This window comes from Halomonas chromatireducens, from assembly GCF_001545155.1.
GTDB classification, from domain to species: domain Bacteria; phylum Pseudomonadota; class Gammaproteobacteria; order Pseudomonadales; family Halomonadaceae; genus Halomonas; species Halomonas chromatireducens.
The window spans coordinates 783,195-803,376 of the sequence record NZ_CP014226.1; the positions used below are offsets into that span (position 1 = coordinate 783,195).

A 20,182-nucleotide genomic window follows, 5' to 3' on the forward strand; every position below is an offset into this window, starting at 1 on the left:
TAGTCTTTTGGTAGACGTTTTTTATAACAACCGACATCGCTCAGCGGTGCTGGACACTTCCTAGGGAGATACGCATGCGTCAGTTTATGCCTACTTTCACTCGCAGCCTGCTGGCCTCGGCGACCGCCGTCATGATGGGCGCTGCAGCCTTTTCCGCCCAGGCGGAAACCCGAGTTACCTATAAATCCGCTTCCGCCGGCACCGCCTATTACCAGATGGGTGTGGAACTCTCGGAGGCGATCCGCAAGGGTACCGATGGTGATATCCAGCTTACGCTGGAAGAGAGCCAGGGCTCTGTGCAGAACGTGATGGAAGTGATGGCCCGGCAAGGCAACTACGTCTTTACCACGCCTCCAGGGCTGGTAGAGAGCGCCATGGCTGGAGAGGGACCCTTTGCAGAACGTCAGAGTCCCCAGTTCCAGGAGATTCGTGGCCTGTTCCCGATTCCGGCAATCACCATGCACTTCGTTGCGGCAGGTGGTGACGGGGTCATCGGTCTCGAAGACCTGGAAGACAAGCACATCCTGATCGGACGTGGCACCTTTGGCGCCCGAGAGGCCGAGCGCTATCTTGAATTGTTCAACATGATGGACAAGGTGCGCGTGGCCAGCGCCGAGATCGGCAGTGGCCCCGATGCGCTCAAGAACGGACAGATCGATGCCTTCGTCACGGCGAGCTCCTTCCCCACACCCAATGTGATCGAGACCGCAGCGAGCATGTCGATCAGCCTGGTGAGCCTGACCGACGAGCAAATCGAGCAGACAGGCGCTGCGCGGCAGACCATTCCGGCCGGCACCTACTCTGGCGTGGAGCAGGACGTCGAGACCACGTCACTGCCCGTTATCGCCTATACCACCACCGGCATGGACGATGACACCGCCTACACCCTGACCAGGACCTTCTGGGAGCGCCGGGATGCCATGGCGGAAGAGACGGCCTGGTGGGGCAGCATCACCCACGACATGATTGGGAACATTGCCGGCTCGCTGCATCCGGGCGCGGTGCGCTACTACGATGAAGTTGGTATCGAGATTCCCGACGAACTGCGCTAGGCACTGTCCGAAAACTGGCTGCACTTGGCCATACGGCGTTAAAAATCGGCTCAAAGTACTCATTTACACCTCGTAAACTCCGTCTTTTCGCCGATTTTTGCCTTGTCTGGCCTTCGTTCGCCGACTTTTCAGACAATGCCTAACTCCCTGTTGGGGCCAGTGCTCCTGGCCTGGCCCTGATCGAAAGGCACCCTCTCTATGTCGACATTCTCCTCTTCTCCGGCGGCCGGCAAGGCCGTCGGGAGTATAGGGTCGCGGGTTCACCCGGCCTGGGTATTGCTGGGCGGCATCACGGTGGTCTTTCACCTGGGCCTGATTTTTTACGGGCTTACCCCGGCGCTGGTGAGCCGGCCAATTCACATGGCTCTCGCGCTGCCGTGGGTCCTGATCTTCGCCGCACGCACGCCGTTCGAGCGCTGGAGCGGCTGGCTGCTGACCGGGCTGGGTATCGCCGCCTGCGGCTATATCGCCTTCAACGAGGAGGCGCTGTCGCAGCAGTACGGCTTCATCGACACCCACCTGCAGATGATCATCGGGGTCTTCCTCATCGGACTGGCACTGGAGGCGGCCCGTCGCGCCATTGGCTGGCCGCTGCCCCTGGTTGCCGTGACAGCACTGCTCTATGCGGTATTCGGCGCCCACATACCCGGCCAGTTCGGCCACCCGGGGCTGCCGATGCAGAGTTTCGTCGGCACCCTGACCATCGCCGAGGGAGGCCTCTGGGGGTCACTCACGGGGGTAAGCGTTGGCGTGGTGGCAATCTTCGTCATCTTCGGCGCAGTGCTCAATGCCGGAGAGGCGGGACAGGGCTTCATGAACATGGCAAGCGCTTTCGCCGGGCGGTTGACGGGCGGAGCGGCCAAGGTGTCGGTCATCTCATCGGCTCTGATGGGGTCGATTTCCGGCTCCGCCTCTGCCAACGTTGCCTCCACCGGGGCTATCACCATTCCCACCATGGTGCGCCTGGGGTATCCGCGTGCTCTGGCCGGCGGCGTGGAGGCGGTGGCCTCCTCGGGCGGGCAGATCATGCCACCCCTGATGGGGGCCGGCGCCTTCGTCATGGTCGAGCTTACCGGTACGCCCTATACCCAGATCATGGCTGCGGCAATGTTGCCGGCCATTCTCTATTTCGCCACCGTCTGGGTGGGTATCAACGCCTACGCCACGCGCCATGACCTGAGCCCCATGGCTGAAAGCGACAGGCCCAGCGGCAAGGAGGTGATGATCACCTCCCTCTTCTTCGCCGTGCCCTTCGTGATATTGCTCGAGCGCATCTTTCTCGGTGGCTACACGCCCCAGTATGCGGCGAGCCTGGCGATCTTTGCCGGAATGCTGCTGCTGTTCTTCGATGTGACGCTCAGCTTCTCGCTGCGCGGTTTCGCTTCGCGAATGGCTGATGCCATGGTCACGGCCGGGCGTCAGGTTGCGATTATCGGCGCGATCATCATCTGTGCCTCGCTGGTGATCGGGGTGCTGTCCATGACCGGGTTGGGGGTCAAGATAACCTCGGGCATTCTCTCTCTCTCCAACGAGATGCTGTGGCCGGCGCTGCTGCTCACCGCGCTTGCCTGCCTGGTGCTGGGCATGGAGGTGCCGACCACGGCCGCCTATGTCATCTGCGTCTCGGTGGCCGGGCCGGCACTCATCGCCCTCGGTCTCGAACCGCTGCTGGCGCACCTGTTCGTGTTCTGGTTCGCGCTGCTCTCGACCATCACGCCGCCGGTCTGCGGCGGAGTCTTCATCGCCGCCGGCATGGTGGGGGAGAACTGGCTCAAGGTGGCGATGAAGGCCATGGCCCTGGGCATCGGGCTCTATATCATCCCCCTGGCCATGGTCGCCAACCCGGACATCATCCGCCTCGCCTTCGACCCCTTCGCGGCGGTATTCGACGCGGTGAAGATAGCCATCGGCCTGGGCGGGATCTCCTATGGCGTCATCGCCCGCCGTCCCCTCTGGCTGCGGGTGCTGCTGGTCGTTGCGGGGGCGCTGGTGATCTTTGCGGTCTAGGTAACACCCCGGCATGGCAGGAAAATCCAGCTGTTGGAGCGCTGGTTTCCATCGCGACTGGCGCCGCAGGCGCCCTGGCGGTTCGCGCCGGTGGAAAAAACAGCTGTTGGAGCGCTGGTCCCCATCGCGACTGGCGCCGCAGGCGCCCTGGCGGAGGCGGTAACGGCAGTAGGTATCGCCAGCATTGGCAACACCGCGGTCGCGAGCTAAAGCTTCCTCCGACAGGGTGGCTCAGCTGCCATGGAGAGAAAAGCCGCTGTTGGAGCGCTGCTTCGCATCGCGACTGGCGCCGATAGGCGCCTCGGCGGAGACGGGAACGTCAGTGGTGATCTGAGTGTACCGAGGAGAAGAGAGATGATCTTTGCCACGCTGGGGCCTGAGGGCAATAACCACGTACTGGTACTGCGTCGGTATCTCGATGCTCGTGGTCCCGCCGATGCCGAGGTGAGGCTATTCGATGATTTTCCGGCGGCGTTCGCGGCACTGGCGGGGGGGGAGGTGGACCGGGTGCTGCAGTGTACGGCCCACTTCAGCCACGCCGATTGCGTCGGCCGTTACATGCATCGCGTCTTTCCGGTGGACGTCTTCGTCGCCGGCAGTCATCCCCTGGCGCTGCTGGCACGGCGCGATATTGCCGAGCCTCGCCGGGTGGCACGCCAGCCGGCCACCCGCTACTACACAGACCTCTCCTCCTTTGACGAAGAGATCGATGCGCCCACCACCGTGGCGGTGGCCGAGGGGCTGGTGGAGGGGCGTTTCGAGGCGGGCATCTGTGCCCGGCAGGTCCTGGAGCAGCACCCGGATGAGCTGCGCTTGATTGAGGAGTTGGGCCCGGCGCTGGACGTCTGGGTACTCTATGGCACCCAGCCGCTTGCCGAGGACAGCTCGCTGTCAGTCTAGCCGCCACGCCCCGTGCATGACAGAATCTGGGCTGACCTGAACACCGAGACCGTCAACCGCCGCCATGGCGACCCGAGACGGCACGAACGATATGGCGCACCTAGCGCTTAAAGAGGACACCATGCCCGAATACCGCTCCCGTACCACCACCGCCGGTCGCAATATGGCCGGCGCCCGCGCCCTGTGGCGTGCCACCGGCATGAAGGACGAGGATTTCCACAAGCCGATCATCGCCGTGGCAAACTCCTTCACCCAGTTCGTGCCGGGGCACGTGCATCTGAAGGACATGGGCCAGCTGGTGGCCCGGGAGATCGAGAAGGCAGGTGGCGTCGCCAAGGAGTTCAATACCATCGCGGTGGACGACGGCATCGCCATGGGTCACGACGGCATGCTCTATTCCTTGCCGAGCCGCGACATCATCGCCGACAGCGTCGAGTATATGGTCAACGCCCACTGCGCCGACGCCCTGGTGTGCATCTCCAACTGCGACAAGATCACTCCCGGCATGCTGATGGCCGCCATGCGCCTCAATATACCTGTGGTCTTCGTTTCCGGTGGACCCATGGAGGCGGGCAAGACCAAGCTTCTCGACCACAACATCGACCTGATCGATGCAATGATCTATGCCGCTGACGACAGCTACAGCGACGAGGACATCGCCGAGATCGAGCGTAGCGCCTGCCCCACCTGTGGTAGCTGTTCAGGGATGTTCACCGCCAATTCCATGAACTGCCTGATGGAGGCGCTGGGCCTGGCGCTGCCGGGCAACGGTACGGTGCTGGCGACCCATAGCGACCGGCGCCAGCTGTTCGAGGAAGCGGGACACCGAATCGTCGACCTGGCCAAGCGCTACTACGAGGGCAACGAGGCGCACCTGTTGCCCCGGGCCATCGGCTCCAAGGCGGCCTTCAGGAATGCCATGACCCTGGATATCGCCATGGGCGGTTCCACCAACACCATCCTGCACCTGCTGGCTGCCGCCCAGGAGGGCGAGATCGACTTCACCATGGCCGACATCGACCGGCTGTCGCGGGAGGTGCCGCAGCTTTGCAAGCTGGCACCCAACACCCAGCAGTACCATATCGAGGACTGCCACCGCGCTGGCGGCATCATGGCGATCCTCGGTGAGCTGGAGCGTGCCGGGGTGCTGGATACCCGGGTGCCCACCGTCTACGGTGACACCCTCAAGGACGCCCTGGACGAGTGGGATATCATGCGCTCGCCAAGCCCCGAGGTGGTCGACTTCTACAAGGCAGGCCCCGGTGGCATCCCCACCCAGACCGCCTTCTCCCAGAGTGCCCGCTGGCCGAGCCTGGATGGCGATCGCGCCACCGGCTGTATCCGCGACCTTGAGCACGCCTTTTCCCGGGAAGGCGGCCTGGCCGTGCTGTTCGGCAATATCGCCGAGGACGGCTGCGTGGTAAAGACCGCCGGCGTCGACGACTCCATTCTGGTGTTCGAGGGGCCGGCCCATGTGGTCGAGTCCCAGGACCAGGCGGTGGAGCATGTCCTCGAGGGCAAGGTGAAGGCGGGCGAGGTGGTGGTGATCCGCTACGAGGGGCCCAAGGGCGGCCCCGGGATGCAGGAGATGCTCTATCCGACCTCCTACCTGAAGTCCAAGGGGCTGGGGAAGGCGTGTGCACTGCTCACCGACGGCCGCTTCTCCGGCGGTACCTCGGGGCTCTCCATCGGCCACGCCTCTCCCGAAGCCGCGGCGGGCGGTGCCATCGGCCTGGTGCGTTCCGGCGACATCATTCGCATCGATATTCCCAATCGCTCGATCGACGTCAAGCTGAGCGAAGCCGAACTTGCAGCGCGGCGTGAAGCGGAAGAGGCGCGCGGCAGTCAGGCCTGGAAGCCGAGCATTCAGCGCACCCGCAAGGTCTCGGCGGCGCTCAAGGCGTACGCGCTACTGGCCACGTCTGCCGACAAGGGGGCAGTGCGCGACCTCGCCAAGCTCGATTGATCCTCGACCGTTCCGTACGCCGGGTCCTTTCCCGGCGTACCGATGCCCTCAAGCGAGATGTTCATGATGAAGCAGACCTACGGTGTTGGCCTGGTCGGTTTCGGTACCGCAGGCCGTGTCTTTCATGCACCGCTGATACAGTCCGCCCCCGGGCTGGAGCTGTTGGCCGTGGTCAGCAGTGCGCCGGAGCGGGTGCGTGAAACTCTGCCCGAGGTGGATGTACTGCCCAAGGCGGCAGCGCTCTTTGCAAGAAGCGATATCGACCTGGTGGTGATTGCCACCCCCAACGATACCCACTATCCGCTGGGCAAGGCGGCGCTGGTGGCCGGCAAGCACCTGGTCATCGACAAGCCCTTCACCGTATCGGTGCCGGAGGCTCGGCTGCTGAAGGTCGAGGCCGAGAAGCAAGAGCGGATGATCAGCGTCTTTCACAATCGTCGCTGGGACAGTGACTTCCTCACCCTCCGGGCACTGCTGGCGTCGGGCCGCCTGGGCCGTCCGGGGTCCCTGGAGCTCCGTTTCGACCGCTACCGGCCTCTGGTCGCCGATCGCTGGCGCGAGAAGCAGAAGCCCGGCAGCGGTATCTGGTACGATCTGGGCGCCCATCTGCTCGATCAGGTCAATGTCCTGTTCGGCATGCCTAGGGCCATTCTGCTGGACCTGAAGGCTGCCCGGGATGGAGCCGAGGTGGACGATGATTTCCTGGCCCTGCTCGACTACGGCGACCTGCGGGTGACGCTGAAGGCCAGCTCGTTGGTTGCCCACCCGACCCCGCAGCTGGCGCTGCATGGCACTCAGGGCAGTTTCGTCAAGTATGGTCGCGATCCCCAGGAGAACTGGCTGCGTGTGGGCCAGGTGCCGACGCCCTTCTGGGGTATCGACGAGCGCCCCGGCCGCCTGACGCTGAACGAGGGAGAGGGTGACGCGGTTTCTTTGGTGGGCCAGGAGCATCCCGGAATGCCCGGCAACTATCCGGCCTACTATGCCGCCATTGCCGATGCTCTCGCCGGGCGAATGCCGCCACCCGTTACTGTGGATGAAGCGCTTGATGTCATGTGGTTGCTGGAGGCGGGGATGGACAGCCACCGGCAGGAGCGCTGGATACGCATCAAGGAAGGTAGCGGTATGCCGCGCTATCTGCAGGCATAGGACACGGTATTCTCGCTCTGCTGGCCTTTACCAGCTCATGGAGGTGTCCTCCCTGCGCCGCTGCCGCAGGGTGTCGCGGGCGATGAAAAGCGCCGCGATGGCGCGAGCCTCATGGAAATCCTCGCGTAATAGCAGGGCCGGGAGTTCCTCCAGGGCATGGGTCTCGACCACCAGCTGTTCCGGCTCGTCGCCGGGCAGCCGTTTCGGGTAGAGGTCGGTTGCCAGCATCACCTGCATGCGATGACGCATGTAATTGGGGGCCAGCGACAGTTCCACCAGTGGCTCGATGCGTTGGGCACCGAATCCGCACTCCTCCATTAGTTCGCGGTTGGCGGCAGTGATTGGATCCTCTCCAGGGTCGACCAGGCCCTTGGGCAGGGTGAGCACATAGTCCTCGAAGCCTGCTGCATACTCGCGGATCAACAGCACATGCTCCGGGTCCGGCATGGCGATGATCATGACCGCGCCGTGATCGCTGCCGGTCAGCCGTTCGAAGGTACGCTCGGCACCGTTGGCAAAGCGAAGTTCCAGCGACTCGATGTGAAACAGACGACTTCTGGCCACCGACTGGCGTGACAGGACCTGGGGTTTCTGCAGATAGTATGTCTCGGACATGAGAGCTCCGTTGCGAACAGGCGAGCCGACGGCGATCTGAACTTGCTGGCCAGGCATGCGCCGAGGGGGTCGATTGAGTACAATATCACGCCTTTCACCGTACTGACGCCACCGGGAGTCGCCATGATCGACTGGCGCGCCATCGATACCGTTCTGCTGGATATGGACGGCACATTGCTCGACCTACATTTCGACAGCCATTTCTGGCTGGAGCATCTGCCCAGGCGCTATGTGGAGCTGCATCGGCTGGATGAAGCGACCCAGGAAGTCCTGCGGGCGCGCATCATTCGTGAAAAAGGGACGCTCAACTGGTATAGCCTGGCCTACTGGAGTCGCGAGCTGGGGGTAGACATCGTTGCGCTCAAGCGCGAGATTCAGCACCTCATCGGCCTGCGCAGCGATGCCCTGGATTTCCTCGAGTGGCTCAAGCAGGCCCACCCTCGCGTCGTGCTGGCGACCAATGCCGACCGCGAGAGCCTGGAACTGAAGCTGCCGATCACCGGTCTCGAGAACTACCTGGACGCCATCGTCTCCTCGGCCGACCTGGGCGTGCCCAAGGAAGCCCAGGAATTCTGGTTCGCGCTGCAGGAGGTCGAGCCCTTCGATCCTGCCCGCACCCTGTTCATCGACGACAATCCGGACGTGTTGGAAAGTGCGCGGGAGTATGGCATTCGACACCTGCTGGGGATCAAGCAGCCCGACAGCACCCGGCCGGAGAAGGAGCTGAAGGAGTTTATCGTCCTGGATCGCTTCGCCGCCATCCTGCCGGAGACGCTGCCGCCGGAAATCCGTGCTGACAAGTCGCAGGGAGGAGAGAATGGATAGGGAGGAGATAAATGGATAGTGTCCGCCTCGACAAATGGCTCTGGGCCGCGCGCTTCTTCAAGACACGGGCCCTGGCCAAGAAGGCCATCGAAGGTGGCAAGGTCCACTACAACGGTGCCCGTGCCAAGACCAGCAAGAGCGTCGAGGTCGGGGCGCTGGTTCGCGTGCCCCAGGGCTGGGACCACTGGGAAGTGGAGGTCGTGGCGCTTTCCGACCAGCGCCGTGGTGCCTCCGAGGCACGCGAGCTCTACCGCGAGACAGCCGAGAGTGAAGCACGACGCCTGCGTGAAGCCGAGGGCAGGCGCCTCACCAACCAGGCCATGCAGCACCCTCTGCGCCGACCCGACAAGAAACAGCGCCGGGACATCCACCGCTTCCAGCGTCAGCATGACGAATAAACGAGCCCCTTTACGAGACCGTACGCCATGAGCGACCAGATTCAGCGTTTTCTCTTCGAGCGCACCAATGTGCGTGGCGAGATCGTTACCCTCGAGCGCGCCTATTGCGATGTGCTCGACCGCCACGGCTACCCGCCTGCGATCAACCGACTACTGGGGGAGCTGCTCTCGGCCGTTGCTCTGCTCACCGATACCGTCAAGCTCGACGGTATTCTCAGTATCGAGGTGCGTGGCCAGGGAGCGCTGTCGCTGTTGATGGCCGAGTCCAATCCCGGTGGCGAGCTGCGCGCCATTGCGCGCCTGGCCGAGGGCACCGACCTGCCCGATGACAGCCAGGGTTTTCGCGACCTGGTTGGCGACGGCCATATCGTGATCACCCTGGATCCGAAGGATGGCAATCGCTACCAGGGTATTGTGGCACTGGAGTACGACAGCCTGGCCGAGTGCCTGGAAGCCTATTTCTCTCAGTCCGAACAGCTGCCCACCTTCCTGCGGCTGACATCGGACGGTGCGCGTACCGGTGGGCTGTTGCTGCAGCGTCTGCCCAACGACTCGATGAACCAGGACGACGATGCCTGGGAGCGAAGCGTGCATCTGGCCAGGACCCTGCGCAGCGACGAGCTTCTGGAACTCGACCAGCGTGAGGTGCTGTATCGCCTTTACCATGAAGAGACGGTGCGCGTCTTTGAACCCAAGCCGTTGCGCTTCGGCTGTACCTGTTCCCGCGCCCGCATTGGTGAGGCTTTGTTGAGCCTCGGGGAGAGGGAGCTGCGCGAGGTATTGGCCGAGCAGGGCGAGATCGAGACCCAGTGTCACTTCTGCCATACCCACTACCGTTTCGGCGAAGCCGAAGTGGAAGCGCTGTTGGCGGAGCCGGACGGTGAGGGGCGAACACTGCACTGAGCGCGCGTTCATGGCGGATTTGCTGCCAGCGCTTCACTACAATATATCCTGCGCGTCGAATGCTGCATGGCACAAATGCGATAGTGTTCAACCTGCTGCGATATGGTGTTGATGTAGTAGTAAAACTACAAGAACTTCGGCTAACGAGAGCATTTCCTGTGGGCTGCCTTTTTGCCATAATGGCGCCGCCTTATGGCCGATCGGCTAGAGACAAGACGGGATACATCCGCACGGACGATCGGACACCTCATAGCAAAGGGCGTTATGGACGCCTGGCCCACGAGAGAGAACCGGCCGCAAGGCCCAGGAAATCACATGACCACATCCCAAGCCGCTCCTCAAGCACACGTCAATCTCAGCAGCGCCGAACTCATCGAACGGTCAGTGGCGCGTGGTGAAGGCCGCCTGGCTGCCAATGGTGCCCTGGTGGTTAACACCGGCGAGCGCACCGGCCGCTCCCCCAAGGACCGCTTCATCGTCGATGAGCCCTCGACCAGCGCCCAGATCGACTGGGGCAGTGTCAATCGTCCCTTCCCGGCTGAGCATTTCGATGCCCTGTGGGAGCGTGTCGAGGCGTACCTGACCAGTGGCGAGCGCTTTGTGTCCGAGCTGCATGTGGGCAGTGATCCAACCCATTACCTGCCGGTGCGCGTGACTACCGAGACGGCCTGGCACAACCTCTTCGGACGCACCATGTTCGTGCGCCCGGAAGGCTACAACCCGTCCGCCAAGGACGAGTGGACCATTCTCAACGCGCCTTTCTTTGTGTGTGAGCCAAACCGTGACGGCACCAACTCCGATGGTACCGTCATCATCAACTTCGCCCAGAAGAAGGTGCTGATCGCCGGCATGCGCTACGCCGGCGAAATGAAGAAAGCGATGTTCTCGGTTCAGAACTTCCTGCTGCCGGCCTCCGATGTGTTGCCCATGCACTGCTCGGCCAACGTTGGCGAGGATGGCGAAACGGCACTGTTCTTCGGCCTCTCCGGCACCGGCAAGACAACACTTTCCGCCGACCCGGCTCGCTACCTGATCGGCGACGACGAGCACGGCTGGGGCCCAGGCACCGTGTTCAACATCGAAGGCGGCTGCTACGCCAAGTGCATCGATCTTTCGGCCAAGAACGAGCCGGTGATCTGGGATGCCATCAAGTTCGGCACCGTGCTGGAGAACGTCGTGCTCGACGATCGCCGCGAGCCGGACTACACCGACGACAGCCTGACCCAGAACTCCCGCGCCGCCTACCCGCTTGAGCATGTGGGCAAGCGCGTGCCGGAGAACCGTGCCGGCGAGCCCAACGCCATCATCTTCCTGACCTGCGACATGTCAGGCGTTCTGCCCCCGGTGTCGGTGCTCTCCAAGGAAGCCGCGGCCTATCACTTCCTCTCCGGCTATACCGCCAAGGTTGGCTCCACCGAGATGGGCTCCTCCGCCGGGCTCGAAGCCACCTTTTCCACCTGCTTCGGTGCGCCTTTCTTCCCGCGTCCGGCGCGTGAATACGCCGACCTGCTGATCAAGCGTGTCGAAGCCAAGGATGCCCAGGTCTATCTGGTCAACACCGGCTGGACCGGCGGTGCCTATGGCGAAGGCGGCTCGCGTTTCTCGATTCCGACCACTCGGGCCATCATCAGCGCTATCCAGTCCGGCGTGCTGCGCGAGATCGAGACCAAGCGCATCGAAGGCCTCAACCTGAACGTGCCGGTGTCGGTGCCGGGCGTCGACTCGCGTCTGCTCGACCCGCGCGAGACCTGGGAAGACTCGTCCGCCTATGATCGCAACCTTCGTGACCTGGCAGCCAAGTTCGGCGACAACTTCAAGAAGTTCGACGGCGTCAGCGAAGCCATCGTCAAGGCCGGACCGAGCCTGACCTGAGGCGAACCCGCCGAGATTCCAGCGGTCTGAACGGGGAAGGACAATCGTCCTTCCCCGTTTCGTTGTGCGTCCCGCCTGATGGTCAGGCCATGCAGCCAGGGCCTGCAGGAACGAGCGGCATCAACGAGGAGTGTTGGCATGAAACGACGTCATTTTCTGGGTCTGGTCGGTGCCACCGGTGCGGTGGGGCTACTGCCGGGAGCCGCCTGGGGCTTTCCCCGCCTGAATCTTGAACCCGCGCCGGGGCTCGAGCGGCTCGAGCTCTCCGACGAGGAGTGGCGCGAGCGGCTCACTGCGGAGCAGTACGACATCCTGCGCGACCACGGCACCGAGCCACCCTGGTCCAGCCCGCTGGACGACGAATGGCGCGAGGGAGAGTATCACTGCGCCGGCTGTGATCTGCTGCTGTTCACCAGCGCCATGAAATACGACTCCGGCACCGGCTGGCCGAGCTTCTTCGAGCATGTCGAGGGCCACCTGCTGACCCAGCTCGACTTCAGCATGATCTGGCCGCGGACGGAATATCACTGCGCCCGCTGCCACGGTCACCAGGGCCATGTCTTCAGCGACGGACCCGAGCCCACCGGCCTGCGCTGGTGCAACAACGGCCTGGCGTTGACGTTTATCCCCGCTACAGCCTGAACCCCTCGATGATGTACTGGGCCAGGCCCTCCATTATCAGGGAGGTCGTTTCCGGCGCTGACGTTGGCTGCGGCGAGCGCGTGGCGTTTATGGTAACTTGGCGCGATCTTTTGCTGTTGCTACATCAAGGATGTCATGGACGCCACGACCCGAATCATTTCACGCCTCGCCGAAGAGCTCGCCGTTCGACCGCAGCAGGTATCGGCCACGGTTGAGCTGCTCGACGGCGGGGCCACCGTGCCCTTCATCTCGCGCTATCGCAAGGAGGTCACCGGTGGCCTCGATGACACCCAGCTGCGCCAGCTCGACGAGCGCCTGCGTTATCTGCGCGAACTCGAGGAGCGCCGCGGCACCGTGCTCACCGCCATCGAGGAACAGGGCAAGCTGACCGATGCCCTGGCGGCGCAGATCCAGGCGGCCGACACCAAGCAGCGCCTGGAAGACCTCTACCTGCCGTACAAGAAGAAGCGCCGGACCAAGGCGCAGATCGCCCGTGAGGCGGGGCTCGAGCCGCTGGCCGATGCCCTGTTCACCGACCCGACCCTGGATCCGGAGACCGAAGCCGGCCGCTATCTGCGTCCTGCAGAGGGCGATATTCCCGCCGTGGAGGATGCCAAGGCGGCACTGGATGGGGCCAGGCAGATCCTGATGGAGCGCTTCGCCGAGGACCCCGAGCTGGTCGGGCTACTGCGCGAGCGCCTGTGGAGCGAGGGCGAGCTCAGCGCCAGGGTACTGGACGGCAAGGAGCGCGAGGGCGCGAAGTTTTCCGACTACTTCGAACATGACGAGAAGCTGGCCAAGGTGCCGTCGCATCGGGCGCTGGCGATGTTCCGCGGCCGTAACGAAGGGGTGCTGACCCTGGCGATTCGCCTGCCAGGCGAAGACGAGGCGCCGATTCACCCGGCCCAGGTCGCCATCGCCCGCCACTTCAAGATTCGTGACGAGGGTCGTTCCGCCGACAAGTGGCTCGCCGACGTGGTGCGCTGGACCTGGCGGGTCAAGCTTTATACCCACCTGGAGACCGAGCTGATGGGGCGGCTGCGCGAGAGCGCCGAGCTTGCCGCCATCGGCGTCTTTGCCGCCAATCTCAAGGACCTGTTGCTGGCCGCGCCGGCGGGGCAGAAGGCGACGCTCGCCATTGACCCCGGCCTGCGCACCGGCTGCAAGGTGGCCGTGGTGGACGCCACGGGCCAGTTCCTCGAGCACGCCACCATCTATCCCCATGCGCCTCGCAATGCCTGGGACGCCTCCCTGGCCGAGCTGGCCAGGCTGGTGGAACGCCACGATGTGGCGCTGATCGCGGTGGGCAACGGCACCGCCAGTCGCGAGACCGACCGGCTCGCCGCCGACCTGCTCAAGCTGTTTGCCGGAAAAAAGGCGCTATCGAAGGTAATGGTCAGCGAGGCCGGTGCCTCGGTCTACTCCGCCTCGGAGTACGCGTCTCGGGAGCTGCCCGACCTCGACGTCACCATCCGCGGCGCGGTCTCCATCGCCCGGCGCCTGCAGGACCCGCTGGCCGAGCTGGTCAAGATCGAGCCCAAGGCGATCGGCGTGGGGCAATACCAGCACGATGTCTCCCAGCTTCAACTCTCCCGCAGCCTGGAAACCGTGATCGAGGACTGCGTCAATGCCGTCGGGGTGGATCTCAACACGGCATCGAGTGCACTGCTGTCCCGCGTGGCCGGCCTCAACCCGGCCCTGGCCGAGAATATCGTCGCCCGACGCAACGCCGAGGGCGCCTTCGTCAGCCGCAGGCAGCTCCTCGACGTGAGCCGCCTGGGCCCCAAGACCTTCGAGCAGTGCGCGGGCTTCCTGCGCATCATGAACGGTGACAATCCGCTCGATGCCAGTGCGGTCCACCCCGAGGCCTACCCGCTGGTGGAGCGCATCGCCAAGCGCAGCGGCCGGGAGCTGTCCAGCCTGATCGGCGACAGCGCCACCCTCAAGGCGGTCAAGCCCGCCGAATTCGCCGACGAGCGTTTCGGCGTGCCTACCATCAGCGATATCCTCAAGGAGCTCGACAAGCCGGGCCGTGATCCGCGGCCTGAGTTCAAGGCCGCCGAGTTCCGCGAAGGGGTGGAAACGCTCAAGGACCTGGAGCCGAGCATGATCCTGGAGGGTACCGTGACCAACGTGACCCACTTCGGCGCCTTCGTCGATATCGGCGTGCATCAGGACGGGCTGGTGCACATTTCGGCCCTGTCGGACAAGTTCGTCGATGACCCGCGCACCGTGGTCAAGGCCGGGGATATCGTCAAGGTCAAGGTGATGAGCGTGGACATCGAGCGTGCCCGCATCGCCCTTACCATGCGCCTGGACGACCAGCCGGGCGAAGAGGCCGGCGGCAAGCCGCGGCGCGGCGGTGGTGACGAACGCCGGGGCCAGGGCAAGCCGGCGCGCAGGAATGGCGGCGCGGGGCAGCAGAGCCAGCCGGCCAGCCCGGTGGGGGCCCTGGGTGCTGCGCTGCTCAAGGCAAAGAAGGGCAAGTCTTGAACCCTGCACCCCTGACGCCATACTCTCATCTACATCTGTCAGCCCATTGTCGGCCGCCCCCGGCGGCCGGTACGCTTCGACCGGGGAACCTGTATCAGGCTTCCGAGACATGGGGTCAATGCCTTGTCTGATTCATATACTGCCATCGTTTCACACCTTTCCGCTCTTGCCGCCCAGGGTCGCTTCGGTCGCCTGCTGCGGGGCATAGAGAAGGAGGGGCTGCGCGTCGATGCCCAGGGCCGCATCGCCGACACACCGCATCCCCGGGCGCTGGGCTCGAAGTTGACCCACCCCTATATCACCACCGACTACTCAGAAGCGCTGCTGGAGTATATTACCCCGGTGTACTGCCGCCCTGGCGATGCCATGGCCTTCCTGGCCGACCTGCACCGCTTCAGTTATCGCCGCCTGGGCGATGAGCTGATCTGGCCGGCCAGCATGCCGTCGCGCCTCGATGGCAACGACAGCGTGACCATCGCCGATTACGGCAGCTCCAATGTGGGCACCATGAAGCACGTCTACCGCAAGGGGCTGGACGTGCGCTATGGCCGGATCATGCAGGCTATCGCCGGCATTCATTACAACGTCTCCCTCCCCAACGAGCTGTGGGAGGTGCTGCGGGAGCGGGATGGCGCAGCCGACACCCCCATGAACGACTATCGTTCCAGTCGCTATTTCGGCCTGATTCGCAATTTCCGCCGTCACAGCTGGCTGCTGCTCTACCTGTTCGGTGCCTCGCCGGCGCTGGACCGCAGCTTCCTCCCCGACGGCAGGATTCCCGACAAGCTGCAGGCCCATGGTCGCGACACCCTGATCTCGCCCCATGCCACCAGCCTGCGCATGTCGGATCTGGGCTACCAGAACAAGGTGCAGGCGCAGCTGAAGATCTGCTTCAACTCGCTGTCCAACTATGTCGGCACCCTGCGGCACGCCATTTCCACGCCCTGGCCGGCCTATGCGGCCATGGGCGTAGAGGAAAACGGTAGCTGGCAACAGCTCAATGCCAACATCCTGCAGATCGAGAACGAGTACTACAGCGACATCCGCCCCAAGCGGGTGACCCGCCAGAACGAGACCCCCAGCCAGGCGCTGGAGGCGCGCGGCGTGGAGTACATCGAGGTGCGCTGTCTCGATCTCGACCCTTCACTCGCCCTGGGTATCGACGAGCCCCGTCTGCGTTTCCTCGACACCTTCCTCATGTGGTGCCTGCTCTCCGAGAGTCCCTGGATTCCCGACGAGGAGTGCGACCGTCTCGACGACAACCGCCAGCGTGTGGTGGAGCGCGGGCGCGACCCCGAGCTACGCCTGGAGCACGATGGCAAGCGTCGCTCGGTTGCCGACTGGGGCGGGGAAATCGTAGCGGAAATGGAGCAGGTGGCCGAGCTGCTCGACCAGCTCGAAGAGGGCTCGCCGCACCGCGACGCCCTGGCAGCCCAACTGCCGAGCCTCTCCGACCCCTCGCTGACGCCATCCGGCAAGCTATTGCGCCAGCTCGAGGAGAGCGGCGAGGAGTTTGTCGATGCTGTTCTCGCCCTGGCGCAGCAGCAGGCCGAAAGGCTGCAGGCCGAGCCCATGGACCCGGCCCGCGAGGCGCTGTTCGATCAGCTGGTGGAGACCTCTCATCAACAGCAGGGCGATATCGAAGCCGGCGATGTCGAGGACTTCGACACCTTTCTGAGCCGCTACTTCGACAGTGCCCGTGAGCCCCGTGCCGCTGTGGCGGAAAGCCGGAGGGAGGGCTGATGGTTTCGTCACTGCAGCGGTTGAGCGTGCGTCACTGGAGCCTTGCCGGTCTGGCCTTCTGTGCGTTGATGATGCTGGTGGCGCTGGGACTCGAGCACATTGCCGGCCTGGAACCCTGTCCGCTCTGTATCTTCCAGCGTGTGGCGGTGCTGGCGGCGGCGGCGGTATTTCTGGTTGCTGCCATTCACAACCCACGGGGACGGATGGGCGCGGTGGCCTACAGCGGACTCTCGTTGGCCGCCGTGATCGGCGGCATCGCGGTGGCCTGGCGCCATCTCTGGCTGCAATCGCTGCCGCCGGACCAGGTGCCGAGTTGCGGCCCGGGACTCGACTACATGATGGATGTCCTGCCGCTGCGCGACGTGATGGCCATGGTGTTCTCGGGCTCCGGCGAATGCGCAGAGATCGACTTCCTGCTCATGGGTATCTCGCTGCCCGGCTGGACCCTGATCGGTTTCCTGGTGCTGGCGCTGGCCCCGCTGGGCATGGTGCTGTCGGCCTTCCGGGAGCGCCGAGCCGCCCTGGCATGAATCACAGCCACCAAGGGAAGCGCTGAACGAATCGGCGAGCGGAGTGAAGCGCAAGGCGCACGGAGCGCAGGACCCGGAGCCTATGCGGTATAGGTGAGGACTCCGAGCACCGCGCAACGCAGCGATTTCTCCGCGCAGACATTTGTGCAGCGTTTCCCAAGAACAATGATGATCACAGGAGCCGAAAATGCTCTATCGGGAGTTTTCCACCCAGGAGGAGATCGACCGCGAGTATGACCCCTCGCGGGGCCGTGACCCGCTGGCGATGCCGACGCTGCTGGAAGCGTGGCGCGAGAGGAGCGAGGCCTCCCGTGCGCGCTACCGAGTGACACAGGACGTGGCCTTCGGCCCGACCCTTGCCGAATGCATGGATATTTTCCACGCCCATGGCGATTTTCAGGCGGACAGCCCCCCACCGGTACACCTCTTCATTCACGGTGGCTACTGGCGCTCGCTGAGCCACAAGGAATTCGGCTTTATCGTCGACGGCCTGGTGGAGGCCGGCATCACCGTGGCGGTGGTCAACTATGCGCTCTGTCCCGCCGTGCCGTTCAGCGAACTGGTGCGCCAGAGCCGGGCGGCGGTGGCCTGGGTGCATCGTCACGGCGAATCGCTGGGCGTCGATCCCCGCCAACTGAGCGTTTCCGGCCACTCCGCCGGCGGCCACCTCTGTGCCATGCTGCTGGCCACCGACTGGGAGGGAGACTACGGTTTGCCCGGCGACCTGATCCGTGGCGTGCTGGCGATCAGCGGTCTCTATGACCTGCGCCCCTTTCCCTGGTCATGGCTGCAGCCCAAGCTTCAGCTCACTGGGCGAGATGTTGCCGACTACAGCCCGCTGTTCCAGCACTGCCGGGTACCGGCCCGGGTTTTCCTGGTGGCCGGTGGCAAGGAGTCCGGCGAGTTCGAGCGGCAGATGCTGGCCCACGCCGAGCATCTGCGTGGCCAGGGCATCGAAGTGAGTGCCGATACCCTGGAAGCCGACGACCACTTCTCCATTCTCGATCACTACCGCCCCGGTGGGCGCTTCGTCGAGTGGATCAAAAGCTTCCATCGCTGATTCCGGGGGCAGACCCCGGCACCCGAGAGACGGACACTCGAGTGCGCTGGCCTGGTAGCCCATCGCCGGTGATAATCGATCAGCGATCATGGCCCGGGGGCACCCGAGGGGTCAGGCCTTCGGCCCGCATCTGTTCTCGCATCTCTACCGGGGAGGGAGGTGGGAATTCGACGCCGCGTTCAATCATCATATCGCGGAGCTTGATAAAGTCGTTACGCAGAGGGCCGGGTTGGAGATCCTGGATTCTTAGATGAACACGCCAAGCAGTGGTCACGCCCGTTCCAGTGCGCACGTTGGGCTCGCTGCTGTGTTCCAGCAGATAGATAGCAACCTCTGGCTTCGTTCCTGAAGTGCTTAAATCAAAAGCTGTTCTACCTACCAGTGCTGATTTGGTGTCTATATCTGCACCTCGCTCTACCAGCAGCTTTACATGATCTAATGTACTGCTAATAACTGCTTTCTCAAGCAGAGGAGTATCACTATCCTTGGCATCATTGGGTGAGAGTCCACCATCAAGCATGGCTTCCAGATAGAACGTATCTTCACTCATCAGCGCGGCTCCCAGAGGGGTGCGCGCCGGCATGCCATCCATTTCATCGTCGCTGGGATGTACGCCCAGCTCCACCAGGGTGCGGATGGCATCGGTATTCTTCTGCATCATTGCAAACCACATCAGCGTCATCTGCTGCCTGCCCTGGGCATGGAGATCGACCCCTACGGCGCTCCGGCGTAGCGCAGCCATGTCGTTACTTTCGATGGCCCGGGCCAGCTCGAGCTGCGGGCCGGTAAAGATATCCTCGGCAGAGTAGTTGCGTGACATGCTGAGTCCCTTGGATGGTTGGCAGCCGCTGACGAGCAGGGTCGCCAGCAACAGAATGAAAATGGCGCAGTTGATTCGAGCGTATCGCGGCCTGGTGTTGGGCATGGTGGCTCCTGGCTATTGACCCTTGGTTAGCGGCAGTGCCGGCCGGTGGCATCGGCAATAATGCGCTGGTCCTTCGCCTTCTGGGCTTCCAGCCCCTCGATGACCTGGACCATGCTGTGCCGCTCGATGGGGTTCGTTCCCCGCCCGGGGAGCCGGTAGGGCGTGCCCACCGCCGGCGGCATCAGCACGGCCAGCGCGTTGCTGCCCAGCGCGCCGAAAGCCGCGCCTTTCCATCCGCCCATCAACGAGCCGATGCCGGCTCCGGCCAGGGTCGAGCCCCAGCCATGCTCCTGCAGACTGGTAAGGATATCGCCATTGATACGGAAGGCCTGGATATTCTCGATAGCCGGCTTATGCAGCGTGCCGCCATAGCGTTCCACCGTCTTGGGATGCAACCCCGCGGCATTGAAGGTGGTGGCTGAGAGGCCGCTGGCTCGAGAAGCTGCGGATGCCAGTCCACCACCTAGTGAATGCCCTGTGATATGTATCTTCGCGCCAGACTCTTTAAGACTATTTCCAAGCGATACAGCTCTTTCATAATACTCCGCATTGATGTTCATGCCTTGAGCCAAGTTGTTCTTGATGTCTTCAGTTACAGAAAAATTGGTTCCTTTGAATGCTAGCGCGAGCTCAAGGGAGTCACCATAAATCGCAGGGTTTGGTGCATAAAAACCAGCACCAAAATTGCTATCTACTGGTTGCAGTTGTCTTGGATCGAGGTCCATATCAGCCAATAATTCCTCATCTTGGCTGATATCCGCCCACCCCGTTGGTGCAGGCTGGTCAGGATGATAGACATGCTGCGATAGGCGAGCATGCTCCACTGCCATATTGTTCCGTTCGAATCGCTCGGTTGTCGCCAGCAAGTGGGCGCGCTCGTCATTGGCCGGCATGGTTGCTGTCTTTTGCCTGGCTGCCGCAATCTGCTCCTGGCGACACCGCCAGCGGGCCGCCTTCTGCCGTGCCTCCTCCTCCGGATCGATAGCTGGCTCTTCCACTCGCGCTTCCATGGCGTTGTCATCCATGGCATCGGGCTCCGGCGTGATGCTGGTCGCAGTGGCAAGGGTGGCCGCCATGAGACCGCCGGCTTCCATGGAGTGGC

Annotated in this window: 17 protein-coding genes; 14 read left to right on the forward strand and 3 right to left on the reverse strand. The window is 63.5% G+C overall.

Annotated elements, in window-relative coordinates:
* Window positions 1-86: 86 nt before the first annotated feature.
* From LOKO_RS03695 to LOKO_RS03715, 5 genes are all read left to right on the forward strand, one after another.
* A complete protein-coding gene (locus LOKO_RS03695; protein ID WP_417935389.1) occupies window positions 87-1,052 on the forward strand; it encodes a TAXI family TRAP transporter solute-binding subunit in 966 nt (321 codons plus the stop codon).
* Between the two features lie 198 nt (window positions 1,053-1,250).
* Complete coding sequence (locus LOKO_RS03700; RefSeq protein WP_066445233.1) at window positions 1,251-3,059, forward strand: TRAP transporter permease; 1,809 nt, start codon at window positions 1,251-1,253, stop codon at window positions 3,057-3,059.
* Between the two features lie 354 nt (window positions 3,060-3,413).
* Complete coding sequence (locus tag LOKO_RS03705; protein WP_066445235.1) at window positions 3,414-3,959, forward strand: hypothetical protein; 546 nt, start codon at window positions 3,414-3,416, stop codon at window positions 3,957-3,959.
* A 121-nt stretch (window positions 3,960-4,080) separates the two neighbouring features.
* Window positions 4,081-5,925, forward strand: a complete 1,845-nt coding sequence (gene ilvD, locus LOKO_RS03710) for a dihydroxy-acid dehydratase (RefSeq protein WP_066445241.1) — start codon at window positions 4,081-4,083, stop codon at window positions 5,923-5,925.
* A gap of 66 nt (window positions 5,926-5,991) precedes the next feature.
* Window positions 5,992-7,074, forward strand: a complete 1,083-nt coding sequence (locus tag LOKO_RS03715) for an oxidoreductase (protein WP_201025388.1) — start codon at window positions 5,992-5,994, stop codon at window positions 7,072-7,074.
* Window positions 7,075-7,101: 27 nt separating this feature from the next.
* On the opposite strand, the gene nudE is transcribed toward LOKO_RS03715, so the two are convergent.
* A complete protein-coding gene (gene nudE, locus LOKO_RS03720; protein WP_144439604.1) occupies window positions 7,102-7,689 on the reverse strand; it encodes an ADP compounds hydrolase NudE in 588 nt (195 codons plus the stop codon).
* Window positions 7,690-7,812: 123 nt separating this feature from the next.
* On the opposite strand from nudE, the gene yrfG reads away from it, so the two are divergent.
* From yrfG to LOKO_RS03765, 9 genes are all read left to right on the forward strand, one after another.
* Window positions 7,813-8,514 (forward strand): GMP/IMP nucleotidase, encoded by a 702-nt coding sequence (gene yrfG / locus LOKO_RS03725; protein ID WP_066445247.1) that lies wholly within the window; start codon window positions 7,813-7,815, stop codon window positions 8,512-8,514.
* An 11-nt stretch (window positions 8,515-8,525) separates the two neighbouring features.
* Complete coding sequence (gene hslR / locus LOKO_RS03730; RefSeq protein WP_066445249.1) at window positions 8,526-8,912, forward strand: ribosome-associated heat shock protein Hsp15; 387 nt, start codon at window positions 8,526-8,528, stop codon at window positions 8,910-8,912.
* 27 nt (window positions 8,913-8,939) lie between these two features.
* Window positions 8,940-9,815: an Hsp33 family molecular chaperone HslO gene (gene hslO / locus LOKO_RS03735; RefSeq protein ID WP_066445252.1), complete on the forward strand. Its 876-nt coding sequence runs from the start codon at window positions 8,940-8,942 to the stop codon at window positions 9,813-9,815.
* Window positions 9,816-10,130: 315 nt separating this feature from the next.
* A complete protein-coding gene (locus tag LOKO_RS03740) occupies window positions 10,131-11,687 on the forward strand; it encodes a phosphoenolpyruvate carboxykinase (RefSeq protein WP_066445254.1) in 1,557 nt (518 codons plus the stop codon).
* Between the two features lie 138 nt (window positions 11,688-11,825).
* Window positions 11,826-12,329, forward strand: a complete 504-nt coding sequence (gene msrB / locus LOKO_RS03745) for a peptide-methionine (R)-S-oxide reductase MsrB (RefSeq protein ID WP_066445256.1) — start codon at window positions 11,826-11,828, stop codon at window positions 12,327-12,329.
* Window positions 12,330-12,464: 135 nt separating this feature from the next.
* Window positions 12,465-14,822, forward strand: coding sequence for a Tex family protein (locus LOKO_RS03750; RefSeq protein WP_066445259.1), 2,358 nt, complete (start codon window positions 12,465-12,467; stop codon window positions 14,820-14,822).
* 123 nt (window positions 14,823-14,945) lie between these two features.
* On the forward strand, window positions 14,946-16,565 hold the full coding sequence (gene gshA / locus LOKO_RS03755) for a glutamate--cysteine ligase (RefSeq protein ID WP_066445262.1): 1,620 nt from the start codon (window positions 14,946-14,948) through the stop codon (window positions 16,563-16,565).
* Window positions 16,565-17,095 (forward strand): disulfide bond formation protein B, encoded by a 531-nt coding sequence (locus LOKO_RS03760; protein ID WP_066445265.1) that lies wholly within the window; start codon window positions 16,565-16,567, stop codon window positions 17,093-17,095. Before gshA ends, LOKO_RS03760 begins: the two co-directional genes overlap by 1 nt.
* 187 nt (window positions 17,096-17,282) lie before the next feature.
* Entirely contained in the window at window positions 17,283-18,155 is an 873-nt protein-coding gene (locus LOKO_RS03765; RefSeq protein WP_066445268.1) for an alpha/beta hydrolase, read from the forward strand.
* Between the two features lie 79 nt (window positions 18,156-18,234).
* Here LOKO_RS03765 and LOKO_RS03770 read toward each other — a convergent pair whose 3' ends face one another.
* A complete protein-coding gene (locus tag LOKO_RS03770) occupies window positions 18,235-19,080 on the reverse strand; it encodes an ankyrin repeat domain-containing protein (RefSeq protein ID WP_066445271.1) in 846 nt (281 codons plus the stop codon).
* A gap of 26 nt (window positions 19,081-19,106) precedes the next feature.
* Window positions 19,107-20,174: a Tle-like phospholipase domain-containing protein gene (locus LOKO_RS20695; protein ID WP_470303291.1), complete on the reverse strand. Its 1,068-nt coding sequence runs from the start codon at window positions 20,172-20,174 to the stop codon at window positions 19,107-19,109.
* Between the last annotated feature and the right edge of the window lie 8 nt (window positions 20,175-20,182).